The following is a 21,641-nucleotide window of genomic DNA, read 5'->3' as shown; positions in this document are numbered from 1 at the left end:
GATGGATCCCAAACTTCTGGTCGTTTCGCTGAACTTCCGTACCGCCGAGATGACGCTGCGCTCGGTGCAGTTCGCGCTGCGCGAAATGGCGGGGCTCAACGCCGAACTGGTGATCGTGGACAACGACAGCGGCGACGGCTCGTTCGAGGCGATGCAGGCGGCGCTGTCCGCCGAACCCTGGGCGCAGGGCGCGCCGATCCGGCTGATCCAGTCGGGCCATAACGGCGGGTTCGGCGCCGGCAACAATGTGGGCATCCGCGCCGGCTGGTCGGACGGGTCGGAACCCGATTACGTCTACCTGCTGAACTCCGATGCCTTTCCCGGTCCGGGCAGCCTGAAAGCGCTGCTCCGGCATCTCGAAACCCATCCCGAGGCGGGGTTCGCCGGAAGCTATATCCATGGCGAGGACGGCGCGCCGCATCACACCGCCTTCCGCTTCCCCACGATCCTCTCCGAGCTGGAAAGTTCCGCGCGCTTCGGCCCGATCTCGCGGCTGCTCGAAAAGCACCGCGTCTGGCTGGAGATCCCCGAGGCGACACAGCGGGTCGATTGGCTGGCGGGTGCCTCGCTGATGATGCGGCAGGGTGTTCTGGACGAAATCGGCCTCTTCGACGAGACTTTCTTTCTCTATTTCGAAGAAACCGAGCTTTGCCTGCGCGCCGCCCGCGCCGGCCATGAAACCCATTACGTCCGCGAGAGCGAAGTCGCCCATATCGGCTCTGTCTCGACCGGAATGAAGATCTGGAAGCGCGTGCCGGCATTCTGGCTCGACAGCCGCTGGTATTATTACACAAAGACCCGTGGCCGCGCCTATGCGGCCATGGCCACCCTCGCGCATCTGGCGGGCGGGGCGCTCTGGCGGGTGCGGCTGGTGCTGCAACGCAAGACCCCGGCAGACCCGCCGCATTTCCTGCGCGATCTTCTCGTCCACGATCTTAAGGCGCTCTTTCGGCCTTTGCCGGAAAAGCGCATAGCGGGGACCGTCCGCCAGACGGCACCCGCGCTTGAAGCACAAGCGGAGTAGGCAACATGGCCCAGTTTTCCAGTGTGGTAATCGGCAACGAATCCCTTCTCGTCCAGTGCAGCGAAAAGCTGCTGGCCGCAGGGCACCCCATCCGAGCGGTGATCACCCGCAACGCGGACATCGCGGCGTGGGCGGCAGGCCGCGGTCTGACGGTGGTGGCCCCGGGCAAGGGGCTGGCCGAGCGGCTTGAGGGCCTCTCCTTCGACTGGCTGTTGTCGATCTCAAACCTCGACATCATCCCCGCCGCCGTGCTGGCGATGCCCGCCAAGGGCGCGGTCAATTTCCACGACGGCCCGCTGCCGCGCCACGCCGGGCTGAACGCGCCGGTCTGGGCGCTGATCGAGGGCGAAAGCCGGCATGGCATCACCTGGCACATGATCGAGGGCGGCGTGGACGAGGGCGACATTCTGGTGTCGCGCGGCTTCGACATCTCGGCGGCGGATACGGCGCTGACGCTCAACACCAAGGCCTATGAGGCCGCCATCGACAGCTTCGGCGATCTGATGGAGCAGCTCGAACACGGGCTGCGCCGGGTGCCGCAGGATCTGTCGCTGCGCAGCTATCACGCGCTGGCCGACCGGCCCTCGGCGCATGGGCTGCTGGATTTCACGCGGCCCGCTGCCGAACTGGCGCAGCTCTGCCGGGCGCTGGATCACGGCGGCTATGCCAACCCGCTGTCCTCCCCCAAGGTCCGGTCGCATGGCAAGCTCTGGCTCGTGGGCAAGGCCGTGGCCGTCGAAGGCGCCGGTGCGCCCGGCGCGGTGCTGGAAGCGACCGACGATCATCTGACCATCGCCTGCGGCAGCGGCGCGCTGAAGATGGAGCATTTCACCCATGTCTGCGGCGCACTGGCGCTGGTCGCGCAGGTGGGCAAGCCGGGTGAGGTGCTCGACGTTCTTTCTGCCGACGAGCGTAGGACTGTGGATGCGAAGATTTCGCAGGTCGCAGGCGGCGAAGGCTACTGGCGCAAGCGCCTGACCTCGCTTGCCCCGGTCGAACTTCAGGGCCTTGGCAAAAACGGTGGCGAACTGGTCTCGCGCCCGCTGTCGCTGGGCTCGGACGTGACCGCCATCGCGCTGGTCGCCGCCTGGGCGGCGCGGCTCGACGGGCACGAGATCTGCGATCTGGCCTATGCCGACGCGACGCTGAAAGGTCTCTCCGAAGGCGGCTTCATCGCTCCTTGGGCGCCGCTGCGGGTCGAGGCGACGGGCACCGTTCAGGCGCTGTCCGAGGCCGTTGAGGGTGAACTGGCCAAGGTGCAGAAACACAAAGGGTTCGCCACGGATCTGCCCGCCCGCGACCCCGCGCTTTCCGGCGCGCCGCAGGTGCCGCATGTGGGCCTGAGCTTCGGTGCAGGGCATATCCCCGGCACCGCCGTTACCGTCGAACTGGGCGCAGATGGCGCCACGCTTCACACCGACACGGGCCGCATGCCGCAGGCGCAGGCCGAGCTGCTGGCCGCGCGGCTGGAGCTGCTGGCAGGCGCGGCGCAAAGCGACGCTCAGCTCGCCTCCCTGCCCGCGCTGCCCGAGGCCGAGCGTGATCTCGTGCTGAACGCCTGGAACGCCACCGGGCAGGAGCATGACCGCAGCCTGACCATGCAGGCGGCCTTCGAGGCACAGGTCGCGAAGACCCCCGACGCCGTGGCGCTGGTCTTTGAAGACCAGTCGCTGACCTATGCCCAGCTCGACGCGCGCGCCAATCAGGCGGCGCAGGTGCTGCGCGGCATGGGGGTGCAGGCGGGCACGGTTGTGGGCCTCTTCACCCGCCGCTCGGTCGACCTGATGGTCGGCGCCTTGGGCATCCTCAAGGCGGGCGGCGCCTATCTGCCGCTCGACCCGTCCTATCCGGCGGACCGGCTCAAGCATTACATCGCCGACAGCGGCGCGCCGGTGATCGTCACGCAATCGGCGCTGAAAGCCGACCTGCCCGAACACAACGCGGAAATTCTGGTGATCGACGCCGACCCGCGTCTTGCGCAGGCCACGTCCGAACCTCTGGGTGCCGCCAGCACGCCCGAGGATCTGGCCTATGTGATCTACACCAGCGGCTCGACCGGCACGCCCAAGGGCGTGATGATCGAGCATCGCAACGTGCTGAACTTCTACCTCGGCATGGATGCCAATGTGCCGCACGATCCGGCGGGCACCTGGCTGGCGGTGACCTCGCTCAGCTTCGACATCTCGGTGCTGGAGCTGTTCTACACCACCGCGCGGGGCTTCAAGGTCGTGCTGACCTCGGACGAGGATCGCGGGCTGATCTCCAAGGGGCCGATGCCGCTGTCGGATCACGAGATGGCCTTCTCGATCTACTACTGGGGCAACGACGATGGCGTCGGCCGCGACAAATACGCGATGCTGCTGGAAGGCGCGAAATTCGCCGACGAGAACGGGTTTTCCGCTGTCTGGACGCCGGAACGCCACTTTCACGCCTTTGGCGGCCCCTACCCGAACCCCTCGGTGACCGGCGCCGCCGTGGCCGCCGTCACCCGCAATATCGCCGTGCGCTCGGGGTCTGTCGTCGCCCCACTGCACCACCCGGCGCGCATCGCCGAGGAATGGGCGGTGATCGACAACCTGACCAACGGGCGCGCGGGGCTGGCCATCGCCTCGGGCTGGCAGCCCGACGATTTTGTGCTGCGCCCCGAGAACACGCCGCCCAACAACAAGCCCGCGATGATCGAGAATATCGACCAGATCCGCAAATTGTGGCGCGGCGAGCCGGTGCCTTTCCCGCGTCAGGACGGCACCATGTTCGACGTTGTGACCCAGCCGCGTCCGGTCTCGTCCGAATTGCCGATCTGGGTGACCACGGCGGGCAATCCCGACACCTGGAAAGAGGCGGGGCGGCTCGGCTGCAACGTGCTGACCCACCTGCTGGGCCAGTCCATCGACGAGGTCGCCGACAAGATCCGCATCTATCACGCGGCGCTGCGCGAGGCGGGCCACGACCCGGCGGATTTCAACGTCTCGCTGATGCTGCACACCTATATCGCGGAGACCCGCGACGAGGCGCGAGAAACCGCGCGCGGCCCGATGCGCGAATATCTGCGCTCGGCGGCGGGTCTGATCAAGCAATACGCCTGGACCTTCCCCGCCTTCAAGCGGCCCAAGGGGCTCAACAACCCGTTCGAGCTGGATCTGGAAATCCTCACCCCCGAGGATCTGGAAGCCATTCTCGATTTCGCCTTCGAGCGCTATTTCAACGAAAGCGGCCTCTTCGGCACCGTCGAGGACGCGCTGGCGCGGACCGAGCAGCTCAAGCGGATCGGGGTGACCGAGATCGCCTGTCTGATCGACTACGGCATCGCGCGCGAGCAGGTGCTTGAAGGGCTGCGCCCGCTGGCGAAAGTGGTGAAGGCGGCCAATGTGGCGCCGGAGCTGGATGCCGACGATTTCTCCATCGCCGCGCAGATCCTGCGCCATGGCGTGACGCATATGCAGTGCACGCCCTCCATGGCCCGGATGATCGCGATGAACGACGAGGCGCGCTATGCGCTGTCGAAAGTGCAGCATCTGTTCCTCGGCGGCGAGCCGCTGCCCGGCGCGCTGGTGCAGGAATTCGCCAAGATCACCGAGGCCTCGCTCACCAATATGTACGGGCCGACCGAGACGACGATCTGGTCCTCGACCGAGGTCGCCTCGGGCGCGGACGGTGTGGTGAATATCGGCCTGCCGCTCGCCAACCAGCAGCTCTATGTGCTGGACGACGCGCAGCAGCCGGTGGGCGTGGGCATGCCGGGCGAGCTGTGGATCGGCGGCGAGGGCGTGACGCGCGGCTATTGGGGCCGCGAGGAGATGACCGCCGAGCGCTTTGTCGAAAACCCGTTCCATGGCGGTCGGATGTATCGCACTGGCGATCTGGTGCGCCGCCGGATCGACGGCAAGATCGACTTCATCGGCCGGGTCGATCATCAGGTGAAGCTGCGCGGCTTCCGCATCGAGCTGGGCGAGATCGAGGCGGTGATGGAGGCGCAGGCGGGCGTCACCCAGGCGGTGGTTGCCGCGCGCGAGGATCAGCCGGGCGATGTGCGTCTGGTGGGCTACTACACCTCCGAGGCACCGCTGAACGAGGCGGCAATGAAGGCGTCGATGGGCGCCGATCTCCCCGCCTTCATGGTTCCGACCCATCTGGTACGGCTCGACGCCTTCCCGCTGACGCCGAACAAGAAGGTGGACCGCAAAGCGCTGCCGGCGCCGATGGCAAGGAAGGTGGCCGCGCCGAAGCCGGCGATGCCGCAGGCCGCGCCGGTGGTGCAGGCACTGCCGGTGACGGCGCAGGGCACGGTGAAGCTCCAGGCGCAGATCGCCGAGATCTGGTCGACGGTGCTAGGCGTCGCCGACATCACCGGGCGCGACAGCTTCTTCGATCTGGGCGGGCATTCGCTTCTGGCGGTGCAGGCGCACCGGTCGATCCGCGACGAGCTGGGGGCCAAGGGGCTGTCGATCACCGACATCTTCCGCTTCCCGGTGCTCGAGGATCTGACCGCCCGCGTCGCCGCGCTTGTGGAACCGGCTCCCGCCGCGACCGCAGCGCCCGAACCCGCGGCTGCCGCACCCGCCGAAGCCTCTGCGGGCAACGACCGCGCCAACGCCCGGTCCGACGCCATGGCCCGCCGCCGCGCGATGCGGGCCCGGCGCAGCGCCTGAGGAGATGTCTCCCGAGCGGCTGAGCGCTGCCCTCGCCCGGTCCGGCCTTCCCGCCGGTCTGGGCTGGGCCATCTGCAAACCGACCAGCGACCCCGGCGCGCTCTTCCCCGAAGAGCGCGCCGCTTTGCGCAACGCCCTGCCGACCCGCGTGGCGGAATTCGCCGGCGGACGCCGCGCCGCGCGGCAGGCCATGGCGCAGCTCGGCCTTGCCCCTCAGGCAATCCCGATGGCCCCCGACCGTGCGCCTGTCTGGCCCGAGGGACTCGTCGGAAGCATCACCCATAGTGCGGGGAATTGCCTGGCACTGGTCGGCCGTGCCTCGGACTGGCACGCCATCGGTGCCGATCTGGAACCCGACGCCGACCTGCCCGCCGACATCATCTCGGAGATTGCCACGCCGGAGGAACTGCTCCGCCTGGCACCGATTCCCCCCGCCCGCGCCGCCGCGCGCCTCTTCAGCGCCAAGGAAGCGGCCTACAAGGCGCAGTACCCGCTGACGCAAAGCCTGTTCGGATTCGATGCCATGCAGGGCGATCTTGTGGCAGGGCAGATGCGCATGGTGGCGGAAATTGGGCTCGGAAAAGGCGCCCTTCTGCCCATGCGACAGAAGATTCTGCACGGTCTGATCCTGTCTCTGTGCCTGATCCCGGCAAAAGCCTGACAATATGTCGAAAATGTGACCCAAATCCCCGAACCGGACACGGTTTGTTTCCCGAAACGCGCGTAAAAACGATGGCGAGAAAGGGGCAATTTGGGTAAATTGTGACACGAAAGCGGCGCTTCCCTCGGGTGATATGTGATCCCACAGGTCGGTTGGGCGGTAAGACGGGTTTTCGGTACGCAGGGTGGGGGCCACACGTTGCGGGAGCAGTAAGATGAACCAGTTCCAGTCGATCGGCGAGGTGTTCGCAGCACTGCGGCGCCGGACCTTTCTGATCTTTTTTGTGACCCTGCTCGGCTGCGCCCTGTCGGTGTGGATCGCGCTCAACCAGACCAAGACCTACGAAGCCACTGCGGTGGTGCAGATCGAAGAGGCCCAGGTGCCGGATTCGCTCGCTGGTGCCACGGCGCAGGGCGAGGATGCCGCGCGCCGGGTGCGTCTGATCGAACAGCGCCTGATGTCGCGCGACAATCTCGTGCGGATCATGGAAGACCATGCGCTGTTCACCAGCGATCCCGACATGACGATCAACGAGCGCGTGTTCCACATGCGCCAATCGGTTCGCATCGAGGAAATCCGCGCAAATCCCAATGCGTTCCAGGCCACCCAGGAGGCGCCCTCGGGCCTGCTCATCACCGTGACGCTGGACGATCCGCAAAAGGCTGCGGATCTCGCGAACCAGTTGATGCACACGATGATCGACCAGTCCCGCAGCCGCAGCGCCGGCCGTGCCCGCGAAACCCTGAGCTTCTTCGAAGGCGAGGCGGCGCGCGTCGAAGCCGAGATCGAAGAGATGGACGCCCGCGTTGCCGCCTACAAGCGGGAAAACGCTTCGGCCCTGCCGGGCGGGCTGATCTCGTTGCGCGACCAGCTGACGACTCTCCAGGACAACGAGCTGGAGCTGGATCGCGAGATCGTCGCGATGGAAGCGAACTCCAGCCGCCAGCGCGAAGAGGTTCTGGCGCGGCAGGTCACGCTGATGCGCGAACAGCGCGCGCTGGTTCAGGCCCGCATCGCCGAGATCCAGGACACGATCCTGCGCGCCCCCGAGGTCGAGCGCGAACTGAACGGGCTGGAACGGAGCCTCTCGCAGCTTCAGGACCAATATAGCGTCATCACCCGCCGCAAGGCCGAGGCCGAGATGGGGCAGATGCTGGAAGACCGTCAGCAGATGGACCGGTTCGAGGTTCTGGAAACCGCGCTGGTGCCCGAGGTGCCCTCGTCGCGCAGCCGCAAGAAAGTCGCCACCATGGGCGCCGTGGCCAGCGTCATCGCCGGGATCGCCGCCGCTTTCATCATCGAGCTGATGAACCCCGCAATCCGCAGCGCGGCGCAGATGGAACGCGCCCTCGGGATGCAACCGGTGGTCGCCATCCCGCCGATCCGCTCGCGCCGCGACCGCCGCCGCAAGGGGCTGGGCATCTTTGCGAGCCTCGCTCTGCTGGCCGCCTCGGTCTGGGCAGTGATCCGCTTCGCAGGCGACCGGATCCCCTGGCAGGCGCTGGTGGAGAAACTGCTGCCGCGCACCGCGCAGCCCTGACGCCCGCGACCGCAGGCCGAAAGCGATTGCCCGGCTCATGCCGGGCAATATCGTTTGAAGAGACCGTTCAGGATCTGCCGACCCGACAGCGATGCACCTGGCCAGGAACCGGACACCGGCCCACACTCCCGAACGCCTCCGGCGGGCGTATTGTCCCAAGAGAAGAAAACCACAGGACCGCAAGCGCCCTGTGGTTCTTCTCTTTCCAAATACGCAGATTCTGTGGACGCCCCACACGGAGGCAGGCCTACCGGACGCTGTTCAGTAGCTGTATTTGCGCAGCTTGGTGCCTTCGGCCTTGTTCAGCACCGTGCCCAGAAGCGGGGTGCTGTCGCCCAGGCGGCGCTCGACCTCGCGCACTTCCTTTTCGGTGGTCAGACCGCCGCCGACCACCAGAAGCACGCCGTCGAACAGCGGCCGGAAGGCGATGACGTCGTCATAATAGAGGGCCGGCGGCAAATCGAACAGGATCACATCCGGCGCGAGGCGCGTCTCGATCCCTTGCAGCACCTCTTCGGTTCTGGGGTCCTGAAGCAGCTCGGACGCATAGGGCTCGACCGCTCCGTTGAAACCGAAGGCGATGTTGCGCCCGGCATGGATCGTGTTCGGCCCAAGCCGCATCAGGTGATGCTCGGGCGGGATCCGACCGCGCAGCATGTCGCCCATCGAGCCGGGATTGCGCAGCCCCAGGACCTTGTGCAGCGTCGGGCGGCGCAGATCGCAGTCGAGCAGCAATGTCCGGCAGTTTTCCTGCCGCGACAGGCTGATGGCGAGATTCGCCGCGGTGAAGGTCTTGCCGCAATCCTTGGTGGGAGAGGTGATCGCCACGCGTTTCCAGCCATTCTCGGAAAGCGCCTGCAAGAGACGGGTGCGCAGCACGTCGAAGGCGGCATGCGCCGGATCCTGACGTTCGGCGGTGACGATCCGCTGACGGGCGAGATGGCGGGCATCGACCGAAAATTCGGGCAACCTGTCCCATAGCTGGACGGGGGCCGCGCGGCGCTCTTCCGCGCGCGCGGCAGCCTCGGCCCGGGCGGTCTCTTGCGCGCGCCGCGCCTCCTCTTCGGCACGCGCGTCCTCTGCCCTGCGCGCCTCTTCTGCCTGACGGGCGTCTTCTGCCTCGCGCAGCGCTTGGGCCTTGCGGGCCTCGTCCGCACGGCGGGCCCGTTCGGCCTTGCGCGCGGCGTCGATGCGGGCGCGACGGGCGGCCTCGCGGGTCTCCGCCTCGCGCTGTTCCCGGGCGCGCTGTTCAGCCTCTTGCTCGAGACGGGCCTGTTCCTGCGCCGCACGTTTCTGGCGGGCGGCCTCGGCCTTGGCCCGGCGTTCGGCGTCCAGCCGCTCTGCCGCGCGCCGCGCCTCCTCTGCCCTGCGGGCCTCTTCGGCCTTGCGCCGGGCCGCGTCTTCCTGCGCCTGCCGGGCGGCCTGTGCCTGGCGCCGCTGTTCGGCACGGGCAGCCGCTTCCGCCGCGGCCTGCGCACGCGCCTTTTCCTCGGCCGCCGCGCGCCGGCGGGCGAGCCGCTCCTCGCGGGTTTCCAGCGGCTCGATCGGGCTGTCTTCGGCAAAGCCCTGCGACGCGGCCTCGTCCGAAGGCCGGCGTTTACGGCGGAATTTGGGGCGATCGACCATGTTCATGCCTCTTGGCTCCGCCAGACACATGCCATCCCCCGGCTGCCGTTCCGGCATCCTTGCGGGTCGTACTGTACCAAATAATCGGTCGTTTGCATCTGCCTGCCCATTTCCGGCGCTCTGCGCGTTTCAGCCCGGATCGCTCGTTAACCTTGCACCTTTAGACCAGAGGAATCTGTCAAGAATAAGGATTGTTTTAGGGCATTGTTTACCCCTCAAGCCGATCCGTCAGAATCCGATCAGGTTGGCCTGCGTGATGGCCTGTTCGATAAACGCGCCGCGGTCGGCTTCCGGTTCCCAGCCCAGAACCTCTTTCGGCTTGCTGTTCACGAAGGGCGAGAAATGCGCCCGGCTCTTCCAGTCGGCGAGCGAGGGGCGGATCACACCGCGCTTGCGCAGGGCGTATTTCTTGAGCCCGTATTTCACCGCGTCCGACAGGTAAAAGGCCGTGAGATTGCCGCTGGTCACGCGAATCTTTGCGCCCAGCGCCTCGTGGATGGCGTCGAAATAGCCGCGTGCCGACATCATCGGCTCGCCGATCAGGTTGAAACTCTGGCCGATGGCGGCGGTGCGCGTGGCCATGCGCACCAGCCCGTCGGCCACATCGTCGATCAGCACGAAGGGCAGGATGTTCTCGCCCGGCCCCCAGATGCGCACGGCCCCGGCACCGTGCCAGCGCCCGATTCCCCAGTGCTGGAGCGGGCCGCCATGGCCGACCACGATGCCGGGGCGCGCGATGGTCAGCGGCAGCCCGCGCTCGCGGTGCAGCCGCATGAGCTGGCGCTCGCACTCCGCTTTCGATCGGGCATAGAGGTTGCGGTCGGTCATGTCGTCGGGGAAGGGCGTATCCTCGGTGATCTGCTGCGCCGGGTCCGACATGTCGTAGCTGGCGATGGTACCGGTATAGACCAGCCGCTTCACCCCCGCATGTTCGCAGGCCATGCCGACACGGGTGGCCACGCCGACATCGTTGATGAGCGCATCGGCCCAGGTCTTGTCCATCGACTTGGCGAGGTTGAAGACCACGTCGATGCCTTTCATCGCCTCGGTCAGCCCCTCCAGATCGTGCAGCGACACGCCCACGGTCTCCACCTGATCGGGCAGGTCGGGGAAGGGGCCGCTGCGCCCGCGCGACAGCACGCGCACGTCGTGCCCGTCGGCCACAAGGCGACGGGTCAGAGCGCGGCCGATAAAGCCGGTGCCGCCGATCACCATGGCGGTGGGTTTCGGCTGCCGCGTCTGCACGGCGGGGGCCTTCACCGCCAGCTTTTCCGCCGGGATCAACGCCAGCGCATCGTCGAGCGCCTGCATCACCGTTACGGCGCTTTCGCCGCTGAACCGCGCGTCCTGCGGTGCGCTCATATTGCCGTAAAGCGCGCGGTCCATGCCCCGGAAGCTGAGCGCATAGGGGCCTTTCTGGTTCAGCGATTTGGCCTGCGTCCAGGCGTTGCGCAGGCCCTCACGCAGATGCTGGCCGCTCAGGTCGAGCTGTTTGCGCAGCGGGTTCACAATCAGGTCCGAGGTATTCTCGCGCTCGACGATCAGCACGTCGCTGGCGAAATCCAGCCGTGCCCGTGCCGAAGAGCCGCGCAGCGTCACCGAACGGTCGTCCTGCGTTTCGACCAGAGAGACGGTCAGCGCCACCTCGACCTCGCCCGCGCGGGCGAGGATGCGGAAGGCCTGCGGACGCGGATCGTTGCCGGGCAGGTCCACGGGCTTGGTCGCCTCGGCAAAGGTGATCTCGGGCGTGCCGAACAGATCGACCACAAAGCCCATCAGGTGCGGGCCGACCTCGAGCAGCAGGTTCTTGGGTTCGCGCAGCAGCCAGAGGTTGAAGGGCCCCGACCGCAGCGGCGACAAAGGCAGCGCATAGCTGATCTCGGCGGCGGAGACGCGGCCCAGCTCGCCCGCCTGCACCATCTGTTTCAACCGCTCGTAGGAGGGCAGGCCAAGGAAGTTGTGCCCGGCGCTGAACCGTTTGCCAGCCGCCTGCGCGGCGGCGAGGATCTCGCGCGTTTCCCCGGCGCTTTCCGCGACCGGCTTTTCGACCAGCACATGCAGACCGGCCTCAAGGCACTGGATCGCCAGCGGCTTGTGCAGATGCGGCGGCGTCAGGATGTGCACCGCGTCGCAGCAGCCGCTCTCGATCAGCGCCTCGACCGATGTGAAGGGCTGGGCGCCATAGGCGTCTGCCATGCCCTTGGCGGCGCTTTCCGAAACATCGCAGATCGCGGCGACGGTGACGCCCGGCGTGGCTTTCAGCGCGTCGGCGTGCCAGGTGGCGATATACCCGGCCCCGATCAGGCCCACTCGTGTCGGTTCGGACATGGACTCAGTCCCTCACTTGTATTCGATGATGCGCATCTGCGCGTTACGGAGCCGGCGCCAGTGGAAGGTCGCCATGCCGATGAGATTGGGGAATTTCGACAGCGTCAGCAGGATGGAATGCCGGAAGGCCTCTGCCCGTGGCAGCCCCTCGCGCATCAGCCCCTGTGCGGTGCGCAGATAGTTCAGCGCGTAGGCGACAAGACCCAGCACCGGCAGCCCCCACCAGAGAAACGCGCCGATCAGGATGAAAAGCGGCAGCGCCAGCCCGTAGACCAGCACGCGCTTGCGCTCCTTCACGAAATACTCGGGGTGCAGATGCCCCACCTGCGCAAAGCCGTGGCCGGTGCGCACGGCGCGAATCCACCATTCGCGAAAGCGGTGCATATTGGCGTCGTGGCGGGTCATCTCTGCCGGGATGCGCTCCAGCACCCAGCCCGCCTTGCGCAGCCGCGTGCAGAACTCGTCATCCTCGGCGGCGATCACCGTGGGGTCGAACCCGCCGACGCCCTGGAACGCCTCGGCCCGCACCATCATGTCGCCGCCGCAGGCGAGGATCTCGCCCGCAGGACGGCGCCATTCGAAATCGGTGAGCTGGTTGTAGAGCGAGGCGTCGCGGTGGATTTCCGACCGCCAGCCGGTGACCATACCGAGCTGTGGGTGCGCCTCCAGATGCGCCCGCGCGGCGTCGAGGAACCCCGGCACCAGCGCGCAATCGCCGTCGATGAACTGCACCAGCTCCGGCACCTCCAGCGCCTCGAAACCCGCATTGCGGGCGCGGGCGGCGGTGAAGGGCACCGACATATCCAGCTCGACCACCGTGGCGCCGATCTTGCGCGCCTCGGCAATGCTGTCGTCGGTCGAGCCCGAATCCACATAGACCACCTGACGCGCAGCCCCGGCGACCGAGGCCAGCGCCGCGACCAGACGGGCGCCCTCGTTGCGGCCGATCAGGACGACATCCACCGGGATCATTCCAGCACCTCGCGTTTCGGCGGCGAGGGCTCTCCCGCGACATAGGCCGTGAAAAGCGACGACAGCCGGGCCGCCTCGCTGTGGATCGAATACTCCGCCTCGACCATGGCCCGGCCCGCCGCGCCCATCGCGCGGCGCTGGCCGGGGTCGCTCAGAAGCTGGTCGAGCGCGGCGGTCAGCGCCTCGGCGTCGCCGGGCGGCACCAGCACCCCGCTTTCCCAGGGGGTGACCAGTTCGGGGATCCCCGCGATCTGGGTGGTGACCACCGGCACGCCCGCCGCCATCGCCTCCATCAGCACCACCGGCACGCCTTCGGCAAAGCTCGGCAAGACGAACACATCGGTCCTCGCCAGCGCCTCGGCCACCTCGGCCTGGCTGCGATAGCCGAGAAACGTCACCGTATCGCCCAGCCCCGCGGCCCGCGCCTCGAGCGCGGCGCGTTCCGGCCCGTCGCCGATCAGGGTCAGGCGCAGCCCCGGGTGGCGCTCTTTCAGCGCGGCCACCGCGTCGAGCAGGATCGGCACGCCCTTGACCCCGGCCAGCCGCCCCACAAAGAGCAGATGCTGCCCGTCATGCGGCGCCGGGCTGTAGCGGTCGGGGTCGATGCCGCAATGGATGACATGCAGCTTGTCCCAATAGGCCGGCGCGGCGAAACACATGAGCTGCGACCGGCAATAATCGCTGATGCAGGCGACGAACCGCGCGCGCGCCGCCTTTTCGTCGATCCGCCAGTGCTGCGGTTCGAAGAAGATGTCCGGGCCGTGAATGGTGAAGCTGTAGGGGATGTCCGACAGCGCGCTGGCCAGCATCGCCACCGTGCAGGACGCCTTGGCGATGTGGTTGTGCAGATGCTGCACCCCCTCGCTGGCGAGCCTGTCGGCCAGAACCCCGGCCTCGGCGAAATAGATCAGATTGAAGAGCCGTCCCTTGATGCCTTTCGGCGCGGTGCGCCAGGCGAGTTTCAGGGCCGAGAGGTAACGTCCGGGCCGCAGCATCCAGCGCAGATGCGCCTTGATCAGCCGGAGCGGATTCTTTGCCGCGTCCAGCACCTTGAAGGTGCGGGCATGTTCCTCGCGCTGTTCCGGGCCGACCAGATGCTCGGGCCCGGTGGTGCGGATCGAGCAGGTCAGAACCTCGTGGCCCTGCGCCCGCAGCGCCGCCACTTCGCGCTGGATGAACGTGTCGGATGCCCTTGGGTATTCCCCGGTGAGATAAGCGAGCTTGGGCAGCGTCATGTTCGGATCTCCACCGAGCGGGTCAGCATCTCGTCGAAAGCGGCGTCGTCCTGGCCGCCAAGTGCCGCGCGCAGCGCGGTGTTGGGCCAGCGCAGCGGCATGATGCGGGCGCGCAGGATCGGCTCGCGCAGCAGGCCGGGCAGGCGCGCGGCCAGAGGGCGCACCAGCTTCGTGAGACCCAGCCAGAGCGTCCAGGGCAGCGTCAGCGCCAGCTTCGGCCAGCCGGTCGCCCGGCGATGCGCCGCGACGAAGCGCGCGCGCGTCGGCAGGTCGTCGTCGATCACGTTCAGCGCCGTCACGCCCCCGGGGTCGGTCTGGGCGGCGCCGACCAGCGCCCGCGCCACCTGTGTCACATGGGTGAGCGGCAAGGCCCCATCCGAGCCGAGCGTCACCTGAAGCGGTCCGACGGCAAAACCGTTCAACGCGTGCCATGTGCGCCCCGGCCCCCAGACCGCGCCCGGCCGCATCAGCCAGAGCGGATGGCCCGAAGCCCGGCAAAGCGCTTCCTGCGCCAGCTTTGCCTCGGCATAGGCGTCATGCGCCTGCCCCGGCACGGCCAGCGGCGTGTCTTCGTCGATCACCGTGCCCGGCACCACACGCATCGTGTCATAGACAGTGATCGAGCTGACCAGCACCAGCCGCAGGCCCGCAGGCAGCGCCGCAAGCAGATGGCGCGTTGCGGCAAGCGTGTCGGCCTCGAGCGCAGAGGCATCGCCCCCCAGATGCGCCGCAGCGTGGATCGCCGCATCGCACCCCTGCACCGCCTGCGACAGCACAGGAATGGCCCCGGGATCGGAAAGATCGGCCATCACCACCGTGATCCCGGTATCCTCCGACCACGCGGCGGGACTGGTCTTGCGAACCAGCGCCACGACCTCCAGCCCCCGGGCGCGGGCCTCGGCAACCGTTGCACGGCCGATGAACCCGCCCGCGCCGGTGATCAGGATGCGGGTCACTTCGCCCACGGCATCGGCTCCATGGGATCGCAGCGGGTGGTCATGGCCTGCGCCCCCGAGGTTTCTCCGGCATTCTGGATCGCCAGCGTGACCTCGGTCATGTGCAGCGCGAAATCCGCCGACAGCCGGCAGGCGCGGCCCGTTTCCAGCGCCTCGAGCATCTCGGCCGGGCCGAGCATGAAATTCATCGCCGCCGCGCCCCAGCGCTTCACCTTCGGATGGGTCTGTTTGCCCAGCGTGATGCGGCGCGGGAACGGGTGCTCCATCAGCCGCCGCCGGACCGTCATGCGCTTGGCAAAGCGCACCTTGGCGGCATTGTCCCAGGCGGCATCGCAGCGCAGCACACCCTTGTCGCCCACGATCCGGATCGAATGATCGTGCGGCGCGACGATCGAGCAGGTCAGCCGCGTCACCGGGCCGTTCTCGAAAAACAGCGTCGCCACCGACAGATCCGGCGCCATCGGCCCGTTGCCCGTCTTGTCCGGGATGGTTTCGGCGCTGGCGGCCACCACCGTGCGGACGGTGCCGAACCACGCGATCAGCCAGCCCAGATAATAGCCCGCATGTTCCAGCGTGCAGCCGACGCGGAACTCGTCCTCATAGGGCCAGGGCGCGCCGGTCTCGGACAGCCATTTCGTATAGGCGGCCTGCGGCACGAACCCGTCATCAAGCTCGGCATAGATCGCGCGCGGCGTGCCAGCGATCTGCTTGCGCAGCGCATGGCCCAGCGTCTGCGCCGCCTCGCCCAGCACCGAACAGGGCGCCGAGGCCAGCAGCAACCCGCGCGCCTTTGCCAGCGCATGCAGCTCTTTCGCCTCGGACACCTCCATCGCGAGCGGCTTTTCGGAATAGACGTGATGCCCCGCCTCCAGGCAGGCGCGGTTCAGCTCGTAATGCGCCGAAGGGTTGGTGAGGTTCAGGATCACCCCGCCCGGCGGCGCATCCGCCAGAAACTGTGTCAGCGACTGTTTGGCGGGCAGGCCCCAATGCGTGCAGAACCGGTCGAGCCGCGCAGCATCGCGGTCATAGACGCCGGCCACCTCGATCCCTTCCATCGCCTGAAGCGACCGCAGATAGAGATCGGCGACAAAGCCGCAACCAAGGATCGAGATCCGCTGCATCACGCCCCCTTTCGCGCGCTGCGCAAAACGATGAACGGCCCGCGTCTGCGGGGTGGGGTGTGAATGGTCATGACGTTCCTACTCGCGAATCCCGACCCTGCCGGTTAACGCTTCATTCACCAGACAATCTTGACGATATTTCGGCAGACTGCCCCATTTTGGCCATGATCCCCGCTCCGTGCCGGAAATGCCGCGCGGCTGAGGCGCCGGGGACACGGTTCGCCGCAAATCGGCATGTCCCGGCCCTCCGTTTGCCACAGATTTACGCTATGAGGAGGAGCGGGGCCGGAGGGATGTGTCGGAATATGGATTTCAGAATAGCCGGTGAACGGATTTCGGTGAACGTGCCGACCTGGGCGGCGTTGCAGGCCCGCGTGACCGAGCGGCTGGCACAGAAGCAAGGGTTTGCCCTGGCGACGATCAATCTCGACCATCTGGTCAAGCTGCGCGCCTCGCCGGCGTTCCGCCGCGCCTATCTGGCGCAGGATTTCGTGGTGGCCGACGGCAACCCCATCGTGTGGATGTCGCGGCTGGCGGGCCGTCCGGTCGAGCTCATTCCCGGATCGGACGCCATCCTGCCACTGGCGCGGCTGGCGGCCGGGCAAGGGGTGAGCGTGGCGCTGGTGGGCAGCACCACCGCCTCGCTTTCCGCTGCGAAAAGCTATCTGGAACGCGAGGTGCGCGACCTACAGGTCTCGGCGATCATCGCCCCGCCGATGGGCTTCGACCCCGAAAGCGATGGCGCGGACGAGGTCTTTGCCCGGCTCACCGCCTCGGGCGCGGGGCTGTGCTTCATCGCCCTCGGCGCGCCCAAGCAAGAGATCTTTGCCGCGGCCGGGCGCCGCAAGGCACCGCAGATCGGCTTTGCCTGTATCGGCGCCGGGCTCGATTTCTTTGCCGGCACCCAGAAACGCGCCCCGGACTGGGCCCGGCGCTTTGCGCTGGAATGGCTCTGGCGCGCGCTGAGCAGCCCGCGCCGGCTGGGGCCGCGCTATCTCAAATGCCTGGCGATCCTGCCGGGACAGGTGCTGCGCGCGATGCTGCAACGGTTCCGATCTCCGCAACACTGACGATCCCGGCCCGCCCGCTGGCGGGCCGCGTCATGTCAGCCGGCGCGGTTGCCGGCGCCGTAGCAACAGCAGATCCTTGAGCTTGCCCTTGAGCCCGCGCGGCGGCAGGACTTCGGTGTCCATCTCGAACACCGCGCCGGTCAGCGCCGGATCGGCCCGCAGCGCCAGCTCCGCCCCCCAGCGCGCCGAAACCTCGGGCGGCACGCCATCGGGAATGCCCATGGAGGTCTTGAGCATCCCGGGCATCCAGTCACCAATGACAATGTCCGGAAACCGGTCGCCCAGATCGGCGATCAGCGCACGAGTGAAAATCCGCGCCGCCCCTTTCGACACCGCATAGGCGGCGGAGGCCGGCAGCGGATTGAGATCGGCAAAGGTCGCGACGTTCAGGATCCGCCCGCGCCCGGTCTCGCACATATCCTCGAGCGCGGCGCGGGTGCAGGCCACCGTGCCGCCAAGATTGATCGCCACCGTGTCCATGAAACTCTCGGCGCTTTCATCCAGGAAATCGCGCCGCGGATAGACCGCCGCATTGTTGATGAGCAGCGCAATCGCACCGTGACGCGCACGGATCCCGGCAATGGCTTCGGCCACCGCCCGCGGATCGCTCACATCCAGCGGAAGCGGGTGAAACCGCTCCGGCGCCTCTGCCCGCGTCTCCTCCAGCGCGGCGGCGCGGCGGCCGGTTCCCACCACGGTAAAGCCCTGACGGGCCAGTTCCAGCGCCAGCGCCCGGCCAAGCCCCGACCCCGCGCCGGTCACGATGGCGATGCCGTCCTGCGGTGAAAGGCGGGTCATGGCTGCTCCTTCATCATGGCATCGGCCACGCGCAGCGCGTTGGCGGCGATGGTCAGGCTCGGGTTCACGCCCATCGAGCTGGGCATGAACGACGCATCCGCCACCCACAGGTTGGCCAGCTCGTGGGCGCGGCAATTGGCGTTCAGCACCGACATGGCCGGATCGTCACCAAAGCGCAGCGTACCGCTGGGATGGCCGAAATTCAGCTCTGGCCCCATGCCGAGAAACACCCGCCGCTGCCCCCGGAACGCCCGCGCGATGGCGCGGCGGAAGGCGCGGCGGCGCGTCAGAAGCTCGGGATGGAAATCGTAGCGCACCGACAGCCGGTCCGGATGCTCGGGCGCATAGGTGACGCGGTTCTCGGGATAGGGCAGATCCTCCATCAGCCCGACAAAGATCTGGGCATGGCCAAAAAGCCTGGCCGCAATCGCCGCGGGGATGCGGGTCAACTGGTTGAGCCCCGGCACCCGGCGCAGCGGCGACCGGGCCAGCATCAGGTTCAGGTAATGCACGATTTCGCCATAGGAGGCGCGAATGCCCATCGCCTGCACCATGCCCAGCCGCGCGCCCTCTGTCAGATAGAGATCGCGCAGCGAGATGGCCTTGGTCGCGCCGCCATCGGGCGTGCCGCGCGGCGGCCAGAGCGCGAACATCTCGTTCAGATGGAACATCAGGTTGCGCCCGACCAAGCCGGAGCCGTTCGCCAGCCCCTCCGGCCAGCGCTCGGACGCCGAGGCGAGCAGCAGTTTCGGCGACCCCAGCGCGCCCCCGGCAAGAACGACCTGCCGCGCCGCGAACACATGGGGTTCACCGCCGATGCGGGCCTCGACCCCGGTCACGCGGTCCCCCTCGGCCAGAAGCCGGGTCACCTCGGCCCGGTCGATCAGCGTGGCATTCCCGGTCTCCAGCGCCGGCTCGACCCCGGCCGAGCGCCCGTCCATCTTGCAGCGCCGCGGGCATTTGGTGCCGAGGCAGTTGAGGCACCCCTCGACCCGGTCGATGGCGGTATGGGCATGATAAGGGTGCAGCCCGCGCGCCTCGAAGGCCGCCATCAGCGCGGTCTCGGTCGCGTTCAGCGGCGGCGGCGCCGTCAGCGGCAGCGGCGGCTCGGGCGAAAGCGGATCGGGTGTGCCGTGGATGTGATAAAGCGCGGCGGCGCGGTCGAACCACGGGCGCATGGCGTCGAAACCCACGGGCCAGCCGCCGGTGGGGTGAGGACGGTCGGGCAGATCGTCGAGATCGTGGCGTTCCGGCCGTTCGAGCGTTGCCGCGTAGAACACCGAGGAGCCGCCGACCCCCGCCCCCAGCGGCGCGTAAAAGGCGCTGTCCTGCCCGTTCACCGTGGCGTGCAGCGGCCCGGGCCAAAGACCACGCGCCAGCCGCGCCTCGGGCACGAAGACCTCGGACAGCCCGTTGCGCGCGCTGCGCTTTCCGACGGCACCCTGTTCGAGAAACAGCACCTTGCGCCCGGCTTCGGCCAGCGCCCGGCCGGCGGTTCCGCCCCCGACCCCGGTTCCGACAACGATGACATCCCAGGCGACCTCGCTTGCGGGATGGCTCACGATCCGGCCCCCTCGCCCGATGCGAAGACCGGCGCGAACAGGTCGCGCAGCGCGCGCGCGGCACTGTTGGTCACATGGTTGTTGTCGAAATAATAGCCCGCATCGTCCACCAGCGCATGGCAGGCCGTGTCATCGCAGATGCGCGGCCAGGGATCGAGCCAGGTGACCACACCGGATTCGGCCAGTGCCCGCCAGGGCGCTTCCGCCGGGGCGATCCGCTGGGCCAGCGCGGCGCGCGGGATGTCGGGCTGCGTCACCGGCGCCTTGGCCAGCGGCCAGCCACGATGCGCCGCCTCGCGCGCCGCGAGGCGGCTGTCGTACTGCGCGATCTCGGGCGGCTGGCGCAACACGATCACCTCCTCGAACGTGTCGAGCAGCCTGTTCACCGTCGCCTCGGCGGCGGTGGCGACGATTGCCGCCTGCGGCTCGCCCAGATGGGTGGGCGTTTCGACCGGATGAACCGCGATTGTGTTCTCGGCATCAAGCCCGATGCCCGTGCCATTGGCGTAATAGGTCCAGCGGCCGATCAGCAGCACCTTCTTCAGCCCGTCCAGCCGGTCGAAGCTCTGCTTGATCTGAAGATTGGCGTTGGTGCAGGCAGTGTCCTGCGCCTGCGTGGCGGCGCTTTCCACCTTGCGCACATCGAAAAGCGGCGGACAGCCCGCGCGCCAGATGATGAGCCCCGGCGTGCCCGCCTCATGCGCCGCAAGGTCGAGCCCCTCCTTGAAGGCGCGCACATGGCTGTCGCCCCAGACCAGCACTTCGGGGGTCCCGTCGGGCCCGATCGGGCAGATCTCGAGCCCCATGAGCGGGCCCTCAGCCGGCGTGTGACAGCGGCTCCAGTCCTGAAGGAAATCGGCGGAGGCGGCGATATGCGGGCGCACCTCGGCGCCGAAGCGCCCGGGCAGCCCGTCCTTGAGATACAGCCAGCCGCCCAGACCCAGCATCGCCGCCGAGGCCAGCGCCGTGCCGCCGAGAATCGCCACCCCCGGCACCCGCAGATGCCGGACCGGGTTTTCCACAAAGCGCCAGGACAGCCAGGCGAGCCCCACCGAGACCGCCATCCAGACCACCGCCTCGGCCAGATTGGCATAGCCGCCGCGCAGGTAGACCGACAGCGTCATCACCGGCCAGTGCCAGAGATAGAGCGAGTAGGAGATCTTGCCGAAGAACACCGCCTCGCGGGTCGACAACAGCCGGTTCACCGGATTGCGCCCGCAGCCATTGGCCAGCAGCAGCACCGCCCCCAGAACCGGGAAGACGGCGAACAGCCCGGGGAAATGCGGCCCGGCCGGGATGAACAGCAGCGAGCCCAGCACCAGCGCCAGACCAAGGCCGCTGAGCAGCGCATGGCCCCGCCAGCGGCGCCCGGTCTCGCAGCCCCAGATCGCCAGAAGAACGCCGCTCAGCAGCTCCCACGCGCGGAAGGGGAAAAGGTAGAAGGTCGCGGTCTGGTGGCTGGGCGTGAACCAGATACAGGCCGCGAGCGAGGCCGCCCAGCAGCCCACCAGCGCAACGAGCAGAGCCCGCCGGTTGCGCGAGAACAGCAGGATGAACAGCGGCAGAAAGACATAGAACTGCTCTTCCACCGCCAGCGACCAGGTGTGCAGCAGCGGCTTGTCCTCGGAGGCCGTATCGAAATAGCCAGCCTGGCGGAAAAACAGCACGTTCGACAGATAGATCGTGGCCGAGATGAGCTGCTTGCCGAATTCGCGGAACTCGAACGGCAGCAGCAGCGCCCAGGAGAACAGCGCCGTCACCATGGCCATGGTGAAAAAGGCGGGCGCCAGACGGCGGAAGCGGCGCACATAAAAATGCCGCAGCCAGATCCGGCCGGTGGACTCGTATTCGCGCCACAGGATGCCGCCGATCAGGAAGCCGGAGATGACGAAGAACACATCGACGCCGACGAACCCGCCGTCAAAACCCGGCAGACCGAAATGATAGAAGAGCACCGCCAGAACGGCGATGGCGCGCAGCCCGTCGATGTCGCTGCGGTAGGGCAGCGAGGTATAGCCCGGGTCCTGGGCGCTGGAGTCGGTCGTGGTGGCCGGGGCCTGTCTCATCACTCGCAATCCGGGTTCTCCGGTGAACGTTTC

14 protein-coding genes are annotated in these 21,641 nt (G+C 67.8%); 5 read left to right on the top strand and 9 right to left on the bottom strand.

Annotated features, from left to right (window positions below):
* Position 1 precedes the first annotated feature (1 nt).
* The 4 genes from M4578_RS14780 (at position 2) to M4578_RS14765 (ending at position 7,874) form a co-directional block, all read left to right on the top strand.
* Positions 2–1,024: a glycosyltransferase family 2 protein gene (locus M4578_RS14780; protein ID WP_258094058.1), complete on the top strand. Its 1,023-nt coding sequence runs from the start codon at positions 2–4 to the stop codon at positions 1,022–1,024.
* Positions 1,025–1,029: 5 nt separating this feature from the next.
* Entirely contained in the window at positions 1,030–5,673 is a 4,644-nt protein-coding gene (locus M4578_RS14775) for a MupA/Atu3671 family FMN-dependent luciferase-like monooxygenase (protein WP_258094057.1), read from the top strand.
* Positions 5,674–5,677: 4 nt separating this feature from the next.
* Positions 5,678–6,334, top strand: coding sequence for a 4'-phosphopantetheinyl transferase family protein (locus M4578_RS14770; RefSeq protein ID WP_258094056.1), 657 nt, complete (start codon positions 5,678–5,680; stop codon positions 6,332–6,334).
* 214 nt (positions 6,335–6,548) lie between these two features.
* Positions 6,549–7,874 (top strand): GumC family protein, encoded by a 1,326-nt coding sequence (locus M4578_RS14765; protein ID WP_258094055.1) that lies wholly within the window; start codon positions 6,549–6,551, stop codon positions 7,872–7,874.
* Between the two features lie 261 nt (positions 7,875–8,135).
* On the opposite strand, the gene M4578_RS14760 is transcribed toward M4578_RS14765, so the two are convergent.
* The 6 genes from M4578_RS14760 to M4578_RS14735 form a co-directional block, all read right to left on the bottom strand.
* On the bottom strand, positions 8,136–9,506 hold the full coding sequence (locus tag M4578_RS14760; RefSeq protein WP_258094054.1) for a CpsD/CapB family tyrosine-protein kinase: 1,371 nt from the start codon (positions 9,504–9,506) through the stop codon (positions 8,136–8,138).
* Between the two features lie 222 nt (positions 9,507–9,728).
* Positions 9,729–11,828: an NAD-dependent epimerase/dehydratase family protein gene (locus tag M4578_RS14755; protein WP_258094053.1), complete on the bottom strand. Its 2,100-nt coding sequence runs from the start codon at positions 11,826–11,828 to the stop codon at positions 9,729–9,731.
* 12 nt (positions 11,829–11,840) lie between these two features.
* Positions 11,841–12,800, bottom strand: a complete 960-nt coding sequence (locus M4578_RS14750; RefSeq protein ID WP_258094052.1) for a glycosyltransferase family 2 protein — start codon at positions 12,798–12,800, stop codon at positions 11,841–11,843.
* Positions 12,797–14,035 (bottom strand): glycosyltransferase family 4 protein, encoded by a 1,239-nt coding sequence (locus M4578_RS14745; RefSeq protein WP_258094051.1) that lies wholly within the window; start codon positions 14,033–14,035, stop codon positions 12,797–12,799. Before M4578_RS14745 ends, M4578_RS14750 begins: the two co-directional genes overlap by 4 nt.
* Positions 14,032–15,000, bottom strand: a complete 969-nt coding sequence (locus tag M4578_RS14740) for an NAD-dependent epimerase/dehydratase family protein (RefSeq protein WP_258094050.1) — start codon at positions 14,998–15,000, stop codon at positions 14,032–14,034. Before M4578_RS14740 ends, M4578_RS14745 begins: the two co-directional genes overlap by 4 nt.
* Complete coding sequence (locus tag M4578_RS14735; protein WP_258094049.1) at positions 14,988–16,112, bottom strand: Gfo/Idh/MocA family protein; 1,125 nt, start codon at positions 16,110–16,112, stop codon at positions 14,988–14,990. The genes M4578_RS14740 and M4578_RS14735 overlap by 13 nt, the downstream gene beginning before the upstream one ends.
* Before the next feature lie 305 nt (positions 16,113–16,417).
* Here M4578_RS14735 and M4578_RS14730 point away from each other — a divergent pair, with 305 nt between their 5' ends.
* Positions 16,418–17,182 carry a WecB/TagA/CpsF family glycosyltransferase gene (locus M4578_RS14730; RefSeq protein ID WP_258094048.1) on the top strand — a complete coding sequence of 255 codons (765 nt, stop codon included), beginning with the start codon at positions 16,418–16,420 and terminating at the stop codon, positions 17,180–17,182.
* 30 nt (positions 17,183–17,212) lie between these two features.
* On the opposite strand, the gene M4578_RS14725 is transcribed toward M4578_RS14730, so the two are convergent.
* The 3 genes from M4578_RS14725 to M4578_RS14715 are packed head-to-tail and all read right to left on the bottom strand — an operon-like array spanning position 17,213 to position 21,608.
* Positions 17,213–17,980 carry an SDR family oxidoreductase gene (locus M4578_RS14725; protein WP_258094047.1) on the bottom strand — a complete coding sequence of 256 codons (768 nt, stop codon included), beginning with the start codon at positions 17,978–17,980 and terminating at the stop codon, positions 17,213–17,215.
* Positions 17,977–19,542: a GMC family oxidoreductase N-terminal domain-containing protein gene (locus M4578_RS14720; protein WP_258094046.1), complete on the bottom strand. Its 1,566-nt coding sequence runs from the start codon at positions 19,540–19,542 to the stop codon at positions 17,977–17,979. The genes M4578_RS14725 and M4578_RS14720 overlap by 4 nt, the downstream gene beginning before the upstream one ends.
* Positions 19,539–21,608: an acyltransferase family protein gene (locus M4578_RS14715; RefSeq protein WP_258094045.1), complete on the bottom strand. Its 2,070-nt coding sequence runs from the start codon at positions 21,606–21,608 to the stop codon at positions 19,539–19,541. Before M4578_RS14715 ends, M4578_RS14720 begins: the two co-directional genes overlap by 4 nt.
* Positions 21,609–21,641 lie beyond the last annotated feature (33 nt).

The sequence above is a fragment of the Salipiger pentaromativorans genome, from assembly GCF_024721115.1.
In the GTDB taxonomy this organism is placed as follows: Bacteria; Pseudomonadota; Alphaproteobacteria; order Rhodobacterales; family Rhodobacteraceae; genus Salipiger; species Salipiger pentaromativorans.
This window is presented reverse-complemented; position numbering and strand designations above follow the sequence as displayed.

Bases quoted from the DNA above. Each gene is read 5' to 3' on its own strand.
- M4578_RS14725 (WP_258094047.1), bottom strand. From the start codon at position 17,980: ATGACCCGCCTTTCACCGCAGGACGGCATCGCCATCGTGACCGGCGCG.
- M4578_RS14780 (WP_258094058.1), top strand. From the start codon at position 2: ATGGATCCCAAACTTCTGGTCGTTTCGCTGAACTTCCGTACCGCCGAG.
- M4578_RS14715 (WP_258094045.1), bottom strand. From the start codon at position 21,608: ATGAGACAGGCCCCGGCCACCACGACCGACTCCAGCGCCCAGGACCCG.
- M4578_RS14745 (WP_258094051.1), bottom strand. From the start codon at position 14,035: ATGACGCTGCCCAAGCTCGCTTATCTCACCGGGGAATACCCAAGGGCA.
- M4578_RS14760 (WP_258094054.1), bottom strand. From the start codon at position 9,506: ATGAACATGGTCGATCGCCCCAAATTCCGCCGTAAACGCCGGCCTTCG.
- M4578_RS14755 (WP_258094053.1), bottom strand. From the start codon at position 11,828: ATGTCCGAACCGACACGAGTGGGCCTGATCGGGGCCGGGTATATCGCC.
- M4578_RS14730 (WP_258094048.1), top strand. From the start codon at position 16,418: ATGGATTTCAGAATAGCCGGTGAACGGATTTCGGTGAACGTGCCGACC.
- M4578_RS14735 (WP_258094049.1), bottom strand. From the start codon at position 16,112: ATGCAGCGGATCTCGATCCTTGGTTGCGGCTTTGTCGCCGATCTCTAT.
- M4578_RS14750 (WP_258094052.1), bottom strand. From the start codon at position 12,800: ATGATCCCGGTGGATGTCGTCCTGATCGGCCGCAACGAGGGCGCCCGT.
- M4578_RS14770 (WP_258094056.1), top strand. From the start codon at position 5,678: ATGTCTCCCGAGCGGCTGAGCGCTGCCCTCGCCCGGTCCGGCCTTCCC.
- M4578_RS14765 (WP_258094055.1), top strand. From the start codon at position 6,549: ATGAACCAGTTCCAGTCGATCGGCGAGGTGTTCGCAGCACTGCGGCGC.
- M4578_RS14775 (WP_258094057.1), top strand. From the start codon at position 1,030: ATGGCCCAGTTTTCCAGTGTGGTAATCGGCAACGAATCCCTTCTCGTC.